This is a genomic window from Photobacterium sanctipauli (assembly GCF_003026495.1).
Taxonomy (GTDB): domain Bacteria; phylum Pseudomonadota; class Gammaproteobacteria; order Enterobacterales; family Vibrionaceae; genus Photobacterium; species Photobacterium sanctipauli.
Window position 1 is genome coordinate 557,184 of record NZ_PYMA01000002.1, and the last position, 16,409, is coordinate 573,592.

The 16,409-nt window shown below is 46.0% G+C and carries 12 protein-coding genes; 4 read left to right on the top strand and 8 right to left on the bottom strand.

Annotated elements, in window-relative coordinates:
- Positions 1–314 precede the first annotated feature (314 nt).
- The 5 genes from C9I98_RS05640 to C9I98_RS05660 all read right to left on the bottom strand — a co-directional run bounded on the left by C9I98_RS05640 (position 315) and on the right by C9I98_RS05660 (position 8,546).
- Positions 315–3,407: an efflux RND transporter permease subunit gene (locus C9I98_RS05640; protein ID WP_036819284.1), complete on the bottom strand. Its 3,093-nt coding sequence runs from the start codon at positions 3,405–3,407 to the stop codon at positions 315–317.
- On the bottom strand, positions 3,404–4,405 hold the full coding sequence (locus C9I98_RS05645; RefSeq protein WP_036819282.1) for an efflux RND transporter periplasmic adaptor subunit: 1,002 nt from the start codon (positions 4,403–4,405) through the stop codon (positions 3,404–3,406). Before C9I98_RS05645 ends, C9I98_RS05640 begins: the two co-directional genes overlap by 4 nt.
- Before the next feature lie 432 nt (positions 4,406–4,837).
- On the bottom strand, positions 4,838–5,473 hold the full coding sequence (locus C9I98_RS05650) for a response regulator (protein WP_036826418.1): 636 nt from the start codon (positions 5,471–5,473) through the stop codon (positions 4,838–4,840).
- Between the two features lie 3 nt (positions 5,474–5,476).
- On the bottom strand, positions 5,477–6,871 hold the full coding sequence (locus tag C9I98_RS05655; protein WP_036826416.1) for a sensor histidine kinase: 1,395 nt from the start codon (positions 6,869–6,871) through the stop codon (positions 5,477–5,479).
- 235 nt (positions 6,872–7,106) lie between these two features.
- Positions 7,107–8,546 carry a glyceraldehyde-3-phosphate dehydrogenase gene (locus C9I98_RS05660; RefSeq protein WP_107271689.1) on the bottom strand — a complete coding sequence of 480 codons (1,440 nt, stop codon included), beginning with the start codon at positions 8,544–8,546 and terminating at the stop codon, positions 7,107–7,109.
- A 548-nt stretch (positions 8,547–9,094) separates the two neighbouring features.
- Here C9I98_RS05660 and C9I98_RS05665 point away from each other — a divergent pair.
- Positions 9,095–9,586, top strand: coding sequence for a PEP-CTERM sorting domain-containing protein (locus C9I98_RS05665; RefSeq protein WP_158262661.1), 492 nt, complete (start codon positions 9,095–9,097; stop codon positions 9,584–9,586).
- 73 nt (positions 9,587–9,659) lie between these two features.
- Here the strand turns inward: C9I98_RS05665 and malZ are convergent, their stop codons facing one another.
- The 3 genes from malZ to C9I98_RS05680 all read right to left on the bottom strand — a co-directional run bounded on the left by malZ (position 9,660) and on the right by C9I98_RS05680 (position 13,361).
- The gene (gene malZ, locus C9I98_RS05670) at positions 9,660–11,519 is read right to left on the bottom strand and encodes a maltodextrin glucosidase (protein WP_107271690.1); all 1,860 of its coding nucleotides are present in this window, start codon (positions 11,517–11,519) and stop codon (positions 9,660–9,662) included.
- A 187-nt stretch (positions 11,520–11,706) separates the two neighbouring features.
- Positions 11,707–12,207, bottom strand: coding sequence for a DUF4174 domain-containing protein (locus C9I98_RS05675; RefSeq protein ID WP_342749923.1), 501 nt, complete (start codon positions 12,205–12,207; stop codon positions 11,707–11,709).
- A gap of 230 nt (positions 12,208–12,437) precedes the next feature.
- On the bottom strand, positions 12,438–13,361 hold the full coding sequence (locus tag C9I98_RS05680) for a LysR family transcriptional regulator (RefSeq protein ID WP_036821513.1): 924 nt from the start codon (positions 13,359–13,361) through the stop codon (positions 12,438–12,440).
- A gap of 182 nt (positions 13,362–13,543) precedes the next feature.
- On the opposite strand from C9I98_RS05680, the gene C9I98_RS05685 reads away from it, so the two are divergent.
- The 3 genes from C9I98_RS05685 to C9I98_RS05695 all read left to right on the top strand — a co-directional run bounded on the left by C9I98_RS05685 (position 13,544) and on the right by C9I98_RS05695 (position 16,374).
- Positions 13,544–14,737 (top strand): glycine C-acetyltransferase, encoded by a 1,194-nt coding sequence (locus tag C9I98_RS05685; RefSeq protein WP_036821515.1) that lies wholly within the window; start codon positions 13,544–13,546, stop codon positions 14,735–14,737.
- A 97-nt stretch (positions 14,738–14,834) separates the two neighbouring features.
- On the top strand, positions 14,835–15,866 hold the full coding sequence (gene tdh, locus C9I98_RS05690; protein WP_036821520.1) for an L-threonine 3-dehydrogenase: 1,032 nt from the start codon (positions 14,835–14,837) through the stop codon (positions 15,864–15,866).
- Between the two features lie 112 nt (positions 15,867–15,978).
- Positions 15,979–16,374: a VF530 family protein gene (locus C9I98_RS05695; RefSeq protein WP_036821523.1), complete on the top strand. Its 396-nt coding sequence runs from the start codon at positions 15,979–15,981 to the stop codon at positions 16,372–16,374.
- The last annotated feature ends 35 nt before the right edge of the window (positions 16,375–16,409 follow it).

Here is a 16,409-nt window from a genome sequence, read left to right on the forward strand (position 1 = left end):
TGGCATAGCTTCAACCCATTGTTTAAATTAGGTAATTAATAAAGTTGTTAATATGGCTTATATAGGGCGGTTATTGTGATGAGCACTTCTACCTGGATTGGTTTTTGGTATTTGCCATAATGGCCTTGCTTTTAACTAAGCACTCAAAAACCAATGTAAACTTATCATTTTTAATGATTTCTGCTTCTCTTGTTCGATTGCTGCAAGAGAAGCTTTTTTTTGCCTGATTTTTATACCGGCTCCCACAAACAAAAAGAGCATCAACCGCAAAGTTAATGCTCTTTAGCAATAAAGGAAGCAAGGAAACGAAGTGCTTAACTCTCTGCTCTTACCCGGAACAAGATGGCGTATAGAACAGGTACAACCCCCAATGTGAGTACCGTTGCGCCAAGCAATCCGAATATGATGGCGATTGCCATCGGCTCCCACATCACGCCACCGCCCAGCCAAAGCGGTATCATCCCCACAACGGTGGTAGCCGTGGTAAGCAGGATAGGGCGCATACGTTGTTTGGCTGCCACCACAATGGCGTCGTAATGCGAATGACCAAGCTGCTTTTCGATATCGATACGATCGATAAGCACGATGGCATTGTTAATCACGATACCAGCCAAAGAGATGATGCCGAGCAAGGTCATGAAGCCAATATAGGACTGGGCGACATGGAGACCAAAGGCAACGCCAATTAACCCCAATGGAATTGTCATTAAAATAATGGTGGTTTTGCGAATACAGTTAAACTGTGCCATCAACAATACCAAAATAATAACGCCGGCAACGGGTAGCTTTTCGAAGATTGACTTGTTCGCTGTCCCCGATGATTCTGCCACGCCGCCTAATTCCCAACGGTAGCCATTTGGCCACTGTTGCTGCGCTTGTGCCAACCAAGGACGCAATGCCTGATTAACTTCAGCAGCTGTTAAATCCGGAGCCAGGCTGGCTGATACTGTGATGGTTTTCATCCTGTCACGGCGGGGTATCAGTGCAGGCTGCCATTCAAGGTTTGCTTGAGCAACTTGGCCCAGCGGTACCGAGTTAAGATCATGGGTCAGTACGTTCATGCTGGTTGGTAGATCGTTGCCATTGTATTGCTGGGAGCTAGCTTTGAGCATGATCGGAATGATGTCTTCATTCTCGCGATATTCTGATATCTGGATACCGGTTGTACTCGCCTGAATCACTTGGGCAATATCAGCGTTGTTGATACCTAGACGCTGGGCCTGTGCCTCATCGATATTAACGAACAGGTTCTTGGTTTTATTGCCCCAATCATCGTTAATGGCCCTGACACCGTTAATACTGGCAAGCTTTTGCTTCACACTATCTGATAATGCGTAGAGCTGCTCGACACTTTCTCCCATGATCCTGACTTCAATCGGGTTTTTAATAGCCGCGCCATTTTCGATCTTTCTTGTGCTGTGGACGACATCAGGGAAGTGGGCAAAAACATGCTGGTCAATTTTAGCCATCATTTTATCAACGACTTCACCACTGGTGGTGTTGAGGATAAATACGGCATAGTTGGGGCTCGCAGGCTTAGTGGTGTGAGAAAGCACATAGCGAGGGCCACCGTTACCAATGAATGCCGCCCAGTTGGTCAATCCCTCTTCATTATCAGCGCTTGGCTTGAGGGTTTCCAAGTAACTATCGATCTCTTGGGTTATGGCTTGGGTTTTGCTGATTGGCGAACCCACAGGTAGCTCGATTTCAAGCTTGAAAGTAGGATCCTCGGAAGGCGGAAAGAAGATCACCGGAATAAAGCGAAAGCTGTAAATAGCCACCGAAAATACCACTAGCACTGCTGCCATCGACGGGTAGCGGTAGTGCAATATAGTGGATAGGAATCGACCATAGGCTCGCTCGGCTTTCTGTTGCTTGTCACTTTGAGCACTACCTTGCTTCTCACTCTCCGTGTCTTCATGCTTGCCCTGCTTGATTTTCAAGAACAGCACACAAAGCAGTGGGATCATGGTTAGCGAGAAGAACCAGGAAGCCAATAGGGTAATCGAAACGACCTTAAATAACGGTGCGGTATATTCCCCTGTGGTTGATTCAGCAAGGAAAATTGGCAAGAAAGCGGCAGATGTCGTGAGCGATGATGTTAGTAGCGATAGCTTTAACTCGTTGGCAGATTCGATCGCGGCAGAATACGCCTTCTGGCCTCGCTGCATGCGGGTCATGATGCTTTCTGCCATCACAATTGAGTTATCCACCAGCATGCCAAGGGCAATCATTAGGGCAGCTAACGAGACCTGATCCAACCCAATGCCGAGCCAATACATAATGGCGATCGTGGCTGCAATGGTAACGGGGATCAGGCTAGCAACGATCAAGCCGGTGCGAAGCCCCAAGGTGATCAGCATGACGCCTGATACTACCGCGATGGCTTGAAGTAGGTTGTTCACAAAACTATCGACGGTGTTTTCTACTCGCTCAGGTTGATAAGCGATAATTTCGAAATCAACCCCCCAAGGGTAGTTCTGGTTTAGCTGGGCCATGAGGTTTTCGACTTGCTCACCCAGCTTTACAATGTTGCCACCGTCGATCATCGCAATCGCCAATGTCAGGCTGTTATCGCCATTGGTGGTAACCATCGACTGTGGTGGGTATTCGTAGCCACGGTAGATGTTGGCAATATTACCCAACGGCAACACTTCGGTAGAGTTTGGCAAGGGCACATAGGTGCGCTGCAAGGCTTCGACGGACTCAAGGTTACCGCTCGGCTCGATACTCATTACCTCATGCTCAGTTTGCCATTCGCCCCCGCTGAGAATGACGTTTTTATTCGCTAAAAACTGGGCAAGGTAATTGGGTGACAGCCCCAAATCTTGCAGGTGGGTGTTTTCGTATTCGATGTAGATACGCTCTTGTTGCGCACCATAGATATCGACCTTGCCTACTAGCGGTAATCGTAAGAACTCGTCTCGTACTTGGTCGGCGATGGTTTTGAGTTCGTCATAGCTGTGATCGTTGGCAACCACTGAAAGCACGATGCCAAAGACATCGCCATATTCGTCATTGACCGATGATTGCCCAGCAGCGGCTGGGAGCTCGTTTTGTACGCCATCGACTTTGCGGCGAAGGCTGTCCCAAATTGGGCGTAAATCTTTATACCTGTCTTGGATATCAACGGTAATGATGGAAACACCGTACTTTGAAATACTGTTGACGCTTTCAAGCTCTGGCATTTCTTGTATTGCTTTTTCAAGCTTGTCGGTCACCAGTTCTTCGACATGCTCAGGCGATGCCCCAGGGAAAGGCGTGATTACCTGTGCCGTCCTGATTGGAAAACCTGGGTCTTGCGCTTGTGGTATCGATAAGAATGATGAAATTCCCAATAAAATAGCAGCTAGGACAATGAGCCCCATTAGCTGCTTCTTGTGAAGGGCTAAGGCAGTCATGTTCATGAGTGTTCACCACCGTTAAGTGAGGTCACTTCAAGGCCATCGTATACTTGGCTTTGCCCTGCGGTGATCACCTGTTGGCCTTCACTTAAGCCGTGGGTGACTTCAATGGATCCGGCAATAAACTTACCGATAGTCACTGGGACTTTTCGCACTATCCCTTGAACTCCCCCTTGGCTATCTTGAGCTGGCTCGAAAATCATGACGAAGTGTTGGCCATTTTCTTCATTAACTGTATTCATTGGTACCCAGAGGTTTTGGTTTGATTGCAACCTTTCACGATTGATCAGAAGCTCTGCGCCCATGCCTGGCCTCAAAGACTCGATTTCAGAGTTGATAGTGGCTGTAACGAAATAGGTGCCGGTATTGCCAGTACTTAAGCCGATCTCACTGATGGTGGCAGGCATTGATTCTTTGCTGACAGCGCCTATCATCGCTGTGACATCCTGACCGATTGACAGACCTGCAATCGTTGCTTCAGAAACGTTTGCCGTTACTTCCATGTTGTTACCACAACTTAATACGGCGATAAGCTGCCCTGATGCCACGTTCTCGTTTTCTGTCGCATGGGTCTCTGTAATCGAGCAGTGATCCCCTCTGGCGTAAAGCGAGGCATAGCTAATTTGTTGGCGGCTAAGATCAACGGCGCGCTGTGCTTGGTCGACCTTGGCAATATTCACTTGATGCTCGGCTTGGGCGACATCGAAGTCCATGTCTGAGATAAGTTGTTTTTTGTGAAGGCTTGCCATTCGTTCGTAGCGAGAGGTACTGGCTACTGAATTGGTTTTGGCTTGCTCTAACAAGGCTTCATTTTTCTGTAGCTCAAGCTGTAGGTCATCATCGTTTAAAGAAGCGATGAGTTCGCCGTTTTTAAGCGGTAAGCCTGCTTTTGCGGGGAAAGACTCAAGGGTGCCCCCAACTTGGAAGCTGAGGTTAATGGTGGAAGCTGACACGGTTGTACCAGCAAAGCGATACTGAAAGTCGGACGGACTGGTTGTCACTAGCGTCGTCCTAACAGGTCGAATGGGATCTTGGGCGTTTTCATTTTGTTGGCTGTCACAACCAGACAACAAGAGCAAACTCATTAATGTAGATAGAGCAAAAAAACAGGTTTACGTTTCATATCGAAATTATTCACTTGCTGGACTGTGATACGGCGATGAATGAGTGATGGAATATATGAAACAGTAGCAATCACCACAACAAATAATCTATTTAATGCCACGGTGTTCAAAGAAATGAAATAATGAATAATACAGCTTGAATGAAAATATATTGAAAGAGTAGAGTAGGTTAAACATTAAAATATAAATCCAGTTATCACTTGTTAATTAAGTGATAACCAGAATTATATAGCTAATTTTTATTGGCTTAGATAGGGCAAGTAAAAGGAGTAAAAGTGAAAAAAGACAACTAGCCTTATTAGCTTGCTCCTATCTAATTATCTGGTGCCTGAAAATATGCTCACCTGCTTTTGAAAGTCGATATTCTCGATTATCGCCTTGTACAATAAGCTCAGACTTTTTCAGTTGTTGAATGTGGAAATTGAGTTTAGTGTGGTCTTCGACCTCAACTAAACGGCAGATTTCCATGAACTTTAATGATGGGTGTTCAGCTAGGTGTTTGATGATATCGCGGCGGATTGGGTTAGAAAGGGTAGAGTAAACTTTGTCCATGTTTAGGCCTGCGGTATCAGGTAACAGTGCCTTTTCGGCAATACACCGTTTCACCGTCATTAACAGTTTTTGGCTGCTGAATGGCTTAGGAATAAAGTCATTTGCCCCTTTTTGCATTGCATCAACAGCAATGTCCACAGTGGCAAAGGCTGTGACCAAAATCACTGACAAGTTGGGATTATACTGCCTTAGGTTTGAGATGGCTTCGGTGCCCGTCATACCGGGTAATAAGTAATCGAGTATCGCAACCTCAAAGATATGCGTTTGGCATAGGTTGATGGCTTGATCAGCACTATCAACTTGAAATACCTCATATTCTGCGGCTTCTAATATATCGACAATGTTTACTCTTAGCATTTCATCGTCTTCGACAACAAGGATTTTGCTTGTCATAAATTACATTTCCTTCGCCAGTTTGGCGGTAATCGTAGTACCAACATTGGGTGTACTGTTAATAGTAAGCTCTCCACCATGATCGGTGGCAATTTCAGCACAAATTGCCAACCCTAGCCCTGTGCCCTTACCAATGGGCTTAGTGGTAAAGAAGGGTTCGAGCGCTTTTTCTTGTGTGCTGATATCCATGCCACAACCTTGGTCACAGACAGAGATACTCACATACTCACAACCGTCTATGACGGTCTCTTCTACTGTTATTTTGATTTCATTACCAACTGGGGATGCATCAATGGCATTGCTCAATAAGTTGATAATGAGCTCTTCGATTTTAATTGGATTAGTGAAAAGTGTTGATTCTTTATCGCAACTTACGGTTATTACATACCCTCTGGTTTTATGAGACAGTAATTGTAATGCTGACTGGATAATCGCATCGATATATGCAAGGTGTGGCTTTTCTTCACTGGTGCGTGAATAAACTAATAATTCCTTACAGATTGTCGATGCACGCTCTATACCTAATCGGGTTCGCTTTGCTAATTCCAGTTGCTTACTTTCGGATAGGCGATTTTCTAACATATCTAAAGAAAGAGTGGAAGAGGCTAGGGGGTTATTTATTTCATGTGCGACACCGGAAGCCAGTTGGCCAATGGCTTTATATTTATCAGAAATATAAGCTTGGCGAAGTTGAGATGTAATGATGCGTTGTTTTTCTTTGTCGAATACATTGAGTGCCAGATAAAGACTAATCAATAATAGGTAGGCAACAATAAGCTGCAGAAAAAAAATGACCTGATTATCCCGGGAAAATAATCCACTGATAATACTAAGGGTGACAAAGGCGTAGCCTGTTAGCCGAAAGTACAAGCCGTAACTTTTCTTATCGTCGGTTAACTGCTTACCATAGTTGGCTAGACTGATGCCAGCGATAAAGGCAGCGGGAAAAGCCAGTATGTATCTGGCGTAGATTTCGAGCTTATCGATGACGTTCTTATCTAAGTCATAAATGATAAAGCTATAAGCAAAGATGGTGCCATAGATGGCCGTTACCGTAATAAGCAGCCAGCGCATTTGTTTTTTGAGCGACGGTAAGCAGACAGTGGTTACCATCCATGAGAACAGCATCAAGAAGGAAAAGGCGATAGTGAGCTTAACGAGCCGAAGCCACTCGATAAAGGTGGATTTGGGTTCGCGGATCCGGTCGCCAAACAAGTTTATGTAGAGTTCAGACCATTCGTAGAAGGCATAGGCAAAGCCAAAGGCGGCGAGCGTCCATAAGCTATGGGAGATCACGAGCTTACTGTGGCGAAAATTTCGGAACAAGATGGCGCAGCCTATGGAGAAGAAGGCAAGCCCGTAGAACAAGTAAACGAGAAAAGTATAAAAGTAGCTCATGGCAGCCGTATGCTAAGGAATCAAAAAGAGGGTGGATTTAATTAAAAACCATATAAATAGTAGCGTGTTAGCGCTCAATTGATAAGTGTTGCTTATGTATATTAATTGAAGGTAAAGCGAAGACACATAAAAGAAAACCGCCCAGAGGGCGGCAAAAGCTAGGAAACTAGTGTAGTTGTTATTGTAATATCTAAAATCTATTACTCGCTAAAATCTGGGGTCAGCCCAGATTGGCTTACTTCACCTCTGGGTAGGTTTTGTAACGCACACCCATCATTTGTTCCATACAATGAACAACCTGGCAGCTGTAACCAAACTCGTTATCGTACCAAATGTACAATACACAACGTTGGTCTTGGGCAATGGTTGCTGCACCGTCAACCACACCGGCATGGCGTGAGCCTACGATATCGCTAGAGACGATCTCAGTCGACTGGGTGTAGTCCACCTGGCCAGATAGTGGCGAGTTAAGGGCAATTTCGCGTAGGTAAGTGTTGAGCTCGTCTTTAGAGACATCTTGGCCCAGGTTGAGGTTAGCAACCGCCATAGACACGTTTGGTGTCGGTACGCGAATTGCGTTACCCGTTAGTTTACCCGCAAGCTCTGGTAGTGCTTTCGATACGGCTTTCGCTGCACCGGTTGAAGTCAATACCATATTCAATGATGCAGAGCGGCCACGGCGTTCGCCGCTGTGGAAGTTATCGATCAAGTTCTGGTCATTGGTGAATGAGTGCACGGTCTCGATATGGCCAGAGTGGATACCGTACTTATCGTTGATGGCTTTGAGCACCGGAGTGATGGCATTGGTGGTACAGCTGGCTGCCGAGATGATGGTATCTTCGTCCTGAATTACCGTCTCGTTTACACCAAATACCACGTTTTTCAGGTCGCCCTTGCCTGGTGCAGTTAGCAATACTTTTGCTGCGCCGTTGCACTCCAGGTGCTTGCTAAGACCTTCTGAGTCACGCCACATACCCGTATTATCAACGACGAGTGCATTGTTAATACCATACTGGGTATAGTCGACTTCAGCAGGGCTGCTGGCGTAGATCACTTGGATATAGTTACCATTAACAATGATTGCCTTGCGGTCTTCGTCGACCGTAATGCTGCCATTGAACTGGCCGTGTACAGAGTCGCGGCGCAGTAGGCTGGCACGTTTTTCAAGATCACCTTCTTTGCCGCCGCGAACCACGATAGCTTTTAGACGTAGCGGGTAGCCCTGACCGCTTTTCTCAATCAGCAGGCGGGCAAGCAAACGGCCGATACGGCCAAAGCCATAAAGTACAACATCACGGCTTTCAAGCGATTGGGTGCTGTTCAACGACTCTAACAGGGCCGTTTGTAGGAAATCGCTAACGCTTGCTTCGTCATCGTTGCTGCTCCAGTAGCTATGCGCTAGCTGGCCAACATCAATGCGGCATGGAGATAGGTCTAACTCGTTCAATACTTTGATAAGAGCCAGTGTTTGACCTGGAGATAGCTCGCTGCCTGTGTAGCGACGGGCAACACGGTGAGCTTTAATGATGTCGATAACCGATGCGTTAACAATTTGGCGACCGAAGATAAGAACTTCAACGCCTTTTTGGCGATAGAGTTGGCCTAGAAGTGGTGAGATAGATTCAGCGTTGGTTTGGCTGGTTTGCCAGTCGAGAAGATATTTTTCCGGACTCATCTTTACTTAGGACCTTTCACGTTAGGGAAGAGGTGGGCCGCCCCGTAATTAACGAGATGTAACCCAGTTGTTATAGTATTTTTATGGCGGTGAGTGTAACGTTTGCGTGGTTTTTATCCTAGTAAAATTAATGAGTTAATTATGTGATCTAGCGCGTAGCGGAAAGGTGACCTGCTTCAATGTTTTAGCGAATGGTTATCACTGAAAGCAATATTTTGAAGGACTTATTTTTTCTAGATAAGAAATGCAGTGCATTGATTGGTAAGTGGTTTCATTAACCGGATTAGGTGTCAGGCTTTTTTACACTTTTGCAGCATGATAGTAACTGGTCAGTTTTATTTCGCTGATTATAAAGAATAAATACATTTGGCTGGAAATTTGCTTGGGTATATAGACAACTAGGTTGTGATTAAGGGCAAAGAATGAAAAAACTAACTTTTACAACTTTACTCTTCATAATGTGGATACCAGCGACAGTTAATGCTGCTTTGTTGTCGGTTTCCGAGGCTGGTCCATCATCGGCTGGAGGTAATGCTGAGATCCTTACCATGGCACCAGGTTCCGTGGTTGATGACAATCCGGGACAAGAGAATACTGCTCAGCAAGGGTTTGATGAGAGGCAAAATGTCCTATTAACCCAGCTACTCGAGGTGGATGGCGGCAGCATTTCGGCTGGTACGAGTGTGAGTAGCCATATGATTTTCTTAAACAGTGACGGTCGACAGAGGATCACCCATCATAATGTTGACTGGGTATTTGACGGTTTGATCCTTGGTGTGATTTCTCAGCGCAATGGTAATCGTGAGGATATTTCAAATTATTTGGGGCACCCTGATACGATTTATCCGGGTAGTTTCCGTAATCGCGGATTTGAAAGAAGGGACTCCTACGAGCTACTCAACGATAACACGCTTCGAGTCAACATGAGAGTACGTGAACCCGGCGACTGGATCCGTGTAATTACAGCCGTACCTGAGCCAGCGACTTTAGGGTTATTTTGCATGAGCTTATTGGGGCTGGGGTTAAGACGTCGTAAGTAGGGAAAAGCGTAAAGTCAGTGCTTTTTAGCCCCTCTTTATGAGGGGCTATATGTTTGTAGCGGCTATTGGGTGATTAATGGGCCAATAACAAGCCTTCTTTACTGGCTAGGGTGATGGAAAGCACGCCATCTTTTACTGACCATTCGTCTTGGTTTAGTAGATCAGTCAGCTGGCCTTGCTCGATCCCCAACTGCCAAACCGGTACTTCTAAGGTTTTGGCTTGAGAGCCGTTGTTGATTAAGCAAAGGGTGGTTTCTCCGTTAAGGGTACGGGCAAAACCGAAGTGCTTATGCTCGGCGAACAGCCACTGGATACTGCCCTCTTGCAGGGATGGGCGAGTTTTTCGTAGCTCAACAAGCTGCTGAACATAATCAAAAGTGGTGTGAGGTGTTTCCGTACGCTCCCATGGGAAGCAGCGACGGTTATCGGGATCTTGCCCGCCTTCAAGTGATACCTCGGTACCGTAGTAGATGCATGGGGCGCCAACGTAGCTGAACAGCATCATTAATGCCAATTGCATGGTTTCTTTATCGCCATCCAGCATGGTGAGAAAACGCATCGTGTCATGGCTATCAAGTTGGTTTAGCTGCGACAGCTGGTTAAGCCAAGGCACTTTGCTGCGGGCTTCATTAAGCCAATCTACCAGCTCTTCAGCCTCAATCTGAATGTTGTGGTAGGCAATGTCTTTGTTGGCGAAAAATGCGCGGATAGGATGGGCGAAGCCGTAGTAGTTCATGGCTCCGTCTTCTTGATCGCCTTGAAGCCAGCTGGTGGCCTCAAAGAAGTGCTCCCCGAGCACATAGCAATCTGGGTTCACGCTTTTGGCAGCGTCGCGGAAGGCTTTGACATAATGCGCATTGTTTTTAGCACCAGCGCCTTCACCCAGCATGTGGATCACATCGAAGCGCCATGCATCAATATTATACGGTGGGCGAAGCCAGGTTTTGATAACCGCCTCGTCACCGGCATAGATATAGTCTTGAACTTCAGGGTTAGAGAAGTTCAATTTTGGCAGGGTAGAGATACCGTTCCAACCGATATAGTCATTACCGTCGCCATCGAACTGGTAGTAGTCACGATAAGGAGAGTCAGGATTGCCATAGGCTCCTTTGGTTTCAAGTCCGTTATCACTGTTTTTGCTGTACTTATCAAACCAGTGATGATCAACCGAAGTATGGTTGTACACCGCATCCAGCATGATCTTCATGCCTCTGTCATGCAAATCCTCAACCATGTGGGCAAACTGCTCATTGGTGCCGAGATGTGGGTCGATAGTCTGGTAGTCCGAGGTATCGTACTTATGGTTACTCGGCGCTTTGAAAATTGGGTTGAGGTAGAGTGCCGTAATACCCAGCTTTTGTAGATAGTCAAACTTATCGTGGATACCTGCGAGATCCCCACCAAAGAATTCATTCGGTCCATTTTTACCGTGATCGGAAACCTTTTCTCCCCATTCCATCGCAATGGTGGGGCGCTTTGTTCCTTGTAGGTAGTATTCGTTAGATTTTACGTTGAGGCTAGGGTCGCTATTGCAGAAGCGATCCGGAAAGATTTGGTAGAACACCTGGCTTTTGACCCAAGCCGGAGGCTGATGCTGGCTATTGTACTTGAAATGATATTCACGCCCGGGCATCCGGGGGCTAATCCCCTTACCATGTAGCCACCATTGGCGGCTATTTTGCATGACTTTGAAGCAGTAATGGGTGATCGCTTTATCTTGGTTTAAAGGCAGTTTGGCATGCCAAAATTGCAATTTTCCGTTCAGCTCTCCCCGCTCCATGTCGATGAGACTTTCTTCATTGTCTGGTTCGCAACGAACAAAAATGGTTGAGATCAGCATGTCTGCATCACTGGCAAGGCTGAGCAATAACTGGTCTTGTTGTGGGGTGACCCAAAAGGCATCTTGTCCGTGGTAAAGGTAAGGTACTTTCATCATTTTTCTAATAGCCATCAAAGGTAAGTACGTAAGCACACCATACTGGTTTTCGGTATGAAGAAAATCCTCCCATTGCAAATTTTTGAGGCGTAGTGGGGGGCGTAGCACAAGGTTGAAGCTATATCTCGTTATGAGTCGAGTTTACTATGCTTTTTCAGTTTGTATGCGGTAAGTAAACCATCAGCTAGATTGAGCAGCGGCTCGAAGATTGGCTGGCCATCTCTTTTTTTCGTAAGGGCATGTTGTCAATGAGTTGGTTGAGGTAATGCCAGTTGGTCTCTTCTCCCCAACGGTGCTTTTCAAGACCATCTTTGCCAATCAGGATTGCGGTATGGCTGTCGGATGTAATGTTGTATTTGGTTGTAAGGTGTTTGATTTCTTCCTGAGTAAACGCATTGGCAGGTTTTTTGAAACCATCATGGGTAATGACGATGGTTTTGATATCCCGTTCTTTCAGTTCGCAATTGTGCATTAAGCTTTGCTTGATGAAATTATTGACGTGCTGATCTTTCTCCGGCGCGAAGAAAAGGATGCTCCTGTGGTTCCAGTGAATAGACCCTGGAGGATAGGCATAACTGAGTGTAGAAGTTGCTACTGTGACAAGCACAGTAGAAGTTATAAATAGGAAACGCGTTAACCCAACCATCATTGTCATCCCCTTACTTACTGCTAGTAAGGCCGGCATACAAAGGCATTATTTGCCATGAAAGTGTCGCGTATCGTTGCGCATGAGACCGATACGTTATGCCAATAACTAACGACTTGCCTGTCTGATTGGATCAAATGTGAGTGAAACCTTGGTGCTGATATCGTTATGGAACAGCGGTGCTGTTAGTTCAGTATAGAAGAATTGCAATCATTCAACGCGAGAAGGGGTGAATGACTGCAAAAATCAGCTAAAAAGTTCAGCAGGTCCTAGTTGACCGTGTATTTCGCAAGATGCTCTTCTACATAGTCAATAAAGACGCGAAGGCGTGCAGGCATGAATTTTGTTTGGGCATATTGAAGCGCAATATCACCGTGGTAGTTACCGCGAATGGTCCAATCGCTTAAAACTTGAGTAACTGAGCCATCTGCCAATGCTTGCTTGATCACAAAATCAGGAAAAATTCCGATGCCCAGATCGTCCAAAACCCCTCTTAAACGCATTTGGGAGTGGTTAACTGCATACCGGCCTTTTACGGCAATGGTGTGATTTTCATCACCCTTTTCAAAGTCCCAAATATGGTCTGTTGCTGTTTCTCCGAGGTATAAACAGTCATGTTTTGTGAGGTCGTTAGGGTGGATTGGTATCCCTCTATTCGCAAGGTAATTTGGACTGGCGCAGAGGGTCAAACTCACTTTCCCCATCAACTTAAGCACCTGGCCTTCACTTGGCTTTTCAGTCAGGCGAAAGACAATGTCAATGCCTTCAGATATCAGGTCAATCTCGCCGTCAGACGCTTTTAGCTTGAGCTCAATATCGGGGTACTTATCGAGGAAAGGTTTCACAAGTGGTTGAAGTACAATGCTTAAAAAGGCTTTTGGTGCTGCAACCGTTAATGAGCCAGAAGGAATTTCGTGCTCAGAACTGGTGAATTCCACTATCTGTTTTGTGGCTTCAAGTAATGCAGAGCATTGGTTGTAAATCCCCTTTCCAGACTCGGTAATAACCAGCTTTCGTGTTGTACGCTCAAGCAATTTTGTTGAGAGCGTATGTTCCAGTTTCGATAGCTGTTTACTCAGCGCAGAAGGCGTGACGCCAAGCTTTTTTGCGGCGGCAGTAAAGCTGCCTTCATCAACCACAATTTTGAATGCGGCAAGCTCCGGCATAAGGGCAATTAGTTTATTTGTGTCCATAATTCAATAGTCCTTTTCCAGGAGAGGGGATAATAGTCTGATTTGCCTTAGATTAGAATGCTTGCAGTTCAAAGATCCTGAGAAACGAACATTTTTTCAGGCAAATAACCTAATCTGTTTATATGGATTTTGCCTGATTCAGCAGTTAGGTCTCAACATACAATAATATTGAGAGGAACATCATGTCTGCCGCTTTTTATGAACAAATTAACCAGCAAATTGAAGAAGTGAAGGCTGAAGGTCTTTACAAGTCAGAACGCATTATTACATCTCAGCAAAAAGCTGCGGTTAAAATCTCTACTGGTGAAGAGGTTCTGAACTTCTGTGCGAACAACTACCTTGGTCTAGCTAACCACCCAGCCCTGATTGAAGCAGGTAAAGCGGGTATGGAAGACCACGGTTTTGGTATGGCATCTGTACGTTTCATTTGTGGTACTCAAGACATCCACAAAGAGCTTGAGCAAAAGCTTTCAAACTTCCTAGGTAAAGAAGACACGATTCTTTACACCTCTTGCTTTGATGCGAACGCGGGTCTGTTCGAAACCATTCTTGGTAAAGAAGATGCCATCATCTCTGACGCACTAAACCACGCATCTATCATTGATGGTGTTCGCCTGTGTAAAGCAATGCGCTTCCGCTACTCCAACAACAACATGGAAGAGCTAGAGCAGCAACTTATCGCTGCTAAAGAAGCAGGCGCACGTCACACACTGATCGTAACTGACGGTGTATTCTCTATGGACGGTGTGGTTGCTAACCTACCAGCTATTTGTGACCTTGCTGACAAGTACGGCGCACTAGTTATGGTTGATGATTCTCACGCTGTTGGCTTCATGGGTAAAACGGGTGCTGGTACACACGAGTTCCACGACGTGGTCGACCGTATCGACATCATCACAGGTACCCTAGGTAAAGCGATGGGTGGTGCTTCAGGTGGTTACACTTCTGGTAAGAAAGAAGTGATTGACTGGCTACGTCAGCGCTCTCGTCCATACCTGTTCTCTAACTCAGTTGCACCAGCAATTGTTAACGCATCTATCCGCGTACTTGACCTACTTGAAGAGAGCGGTGACCTACGTGACCACCTATGGGAAAACGCGGCTCACTTCCGTGCACGTATGGAAGGTGCTGGTTTCACAATGGGTGGTGCTGACCACGCTATCATCCCAATTATGCTTGGTGATGCAAAAGTAGCGGCTGAGTTCGCTGAGCGCGCACTAGAGAAAGGCATTTACGTTATCGGTTTCTCGTTCCCAGTAGTACCAAAAGGCCAAGCGCGTATCCGTACTCAGATGTCTGCAGCACACTCTCGTGAACAACTAGATAAGGCGATTGACGCGTTTATTGAAGTTGGTAAAGACATGGGTATCATCTAAGTTCGCTTAGTTGCTATTACATTGAATTCTAAGGGCCACAGGCGGGTGGATGAATAAGTCGGCCTGTGGAATATCACCCTGAAGTAGGAATAACAAAATGAAAATTAAAGCACTGTCTAAACTGCAGCCTGAAGAAGGCATTTGGATGACCGAGGTTGATAAACCTGAACTTGGTCACAACGATCTGCTTATCCGCATTAAGAAAACCGCTATTTGTGGTACTGACGTACACATCTACAACTGGGACGAATGGTCACAGAAGACGATTCCTGTACCTATGGTTGTGGGTCACGAGTACGTAGGTGAAGTTGTTGGTATCGGCCAAGAAGTTCGCGGTTTTGAAATCGGCGACCGTGTTTCAGGCGAAGGTCACATCACTTGTGGTCACTGTCGTAACTGTCGTGGCGGTCGTACTCACCTATGCCGTAACACAACGGGTGTTGGTGTTAACCGTGACGGTGCATTTGCTGAGTACCTTGTTATTCCTGCATTCAATGCATTTAAGATCCCAGAAGGTATCTCTGACGATCTAGCTTCAATCTTTGACCCGTTTGGTAACGCAGTACACACCGCGCTTTCTTTCGACCTAGTTGGTGAAGATGTGCTGATCACAGGTGCAGGCCCAATCGGTATCATGGCAGCAGCTGTTGCAAAACACGTTGGTGCTCGCCACGTTGTTATCACTGACGTTAACGAATACCGTCTAGACCTTGCTCGTCAGATGGGTGTGACTCGCGCCGTCAACGTTGCTGAAGAGAAGCTAGAAGATGTGATGGCTGATCTAGGCATGACAGAAGGCTTCGATGTTGGTCTTGAAATGTCTGGTGTGCCATCAGCGTTCAACAGCATGCTTTCTTGCATGAACCACGGCGGTAAGATCGCGCTACTGGGTATTCCACCATCAGACATGGGTATCGATTGGAACCAGGTGATCTTCAAAGGTCTTATCATCAAGGGTATCTACGGTCGCGAAATGTTCGAAACGTGGTACAAGATGGCAAGCCTGATCCAATCTGGTCTGGATCTATCGCCAATCATCACTCACCACTACAAGATTGATGATTTCCAAGAAGGCTTCGACGTGATGCGTTCTGGTATGTCTGGCAAGGTAATCCTTGATTGGGAATAATCCGAGCCGGATTGTTCTGAAAGACAAATGACTAAGCGGGCTTTGAGCCCGCTTTTTTTATCCCGTAAGCGATATATACTAGTACCGTTAAATACTATCCATTAGGGCTCTCATGTTAGAAGAACAGCAAAATAACCCACTTCATGGTCTGAAATTAGAGACGTTGTTGAAGGAGTTGGTTGACCACTACGGTTGGGAAATTTTAGATACGGCAATGCGCTTTAATTGCTTCCATACCAACCCCTCTATCGAGAGTAGTTTAAAATACCTACGCAAAACGGAGTGGGCGAGGGAAAAACTAGAAGCGTTCTATTTGTCTCGTTTCAAGCGTATGCCACGCCCAACAGCGGAAGAGCGTGAGATCCCGCCTCGTCAGCGTACTTTTGCCGTTGGCATTACGCCGAGGGAGCCAATGGAACTCACTGTTGAATCTATTTTGGCCTCTCAAGCAAAAGCCGCGTCATCGTATAAAAGCCGCCAGTCGAGAAACCGAAAACCTCGCCGCTAGCAGGTTTTAAAGTGGCAGAGACGTGAGATAAGTTG

Bases quoted from the DNA above. Each gene is read 5' to 3' on its own strand.
- C9I98_RS05695 (WP_036821523.1), top strand. From the start codon at position 15,979: ATGTTAGAAGAACAGCAAAATAACCCACTTCATGGTCTGAAATTAGAG.
- tdh (WP_036821520.1), top strand. From the start codon at position 14,835: ATGAAAATTAAAGCACTGTCTAAACTGCAGCCTGAAGAAGGCATTTGG.
- C9I98_RS05660 (WP_107271689.1), bottom strand. From the start codon at position 8,546: ATGAGTCCGGAAAAATATCTTCTCGACTGGCAAACCAGCCAAACCAAC.
- C9I98_RS05640 (WP_036819284.1), bottom strand. From the start codon at position 3,407: ATGAACATGACTGCCTTAGCCCTTCACAAGAAGCAGCTAATGGGGCTC.
- C9I98_RS05685 (WP_036821515.1), top strand. From the start codon at position 13,544: ATGTCTGCCGCTTTTTATGAACAAATTAACCAGCAAATTGAAGAAGTG.
- C9I98_RS05680 (WP_036821513.1), bottom strand. From the start codon at position 13,361: ATGGACACAAATAAACTAATTGCCCTTATGCCGGAGCTTGCCGCATTC.
- C9I98_RS05675 (WP_342749923.1), bottom strand. From the start codon at position 12,207: ATGCCGGCCTTACTAGCAGTAAGTAAGGGGATGACAATGATGGTTGGG.
- C9I98_RS05665 (WP_158262661.1), top strand. From the start codon at position 9,095: ATGGCACCAGGTTCCGTGGTTGATGACAATCCGGGACAAGAGAATACT.
- C9I98_RS05650 (WP_036826418.1), bottom strand. From the start codon at position 5,473: ATGACAAGCAAAATCCTTGTTGTCGAAGACGATGAAATGCTAAGAGTA.
- C9I98_RS05655 (WP_036826416.1), bottom strand. From the start codon at position 6,871: ATGAGCTACTTTTATACTTTTCTCGTTTACTTGTTCTACGGGCTTGCC.
- malZ (WP_107271690.1), bottom strand. From the start codon at position 11,519: ATGAAAGTACCTTACCTTTACCACGGACAAGATGCCTTTTGGGTCACC.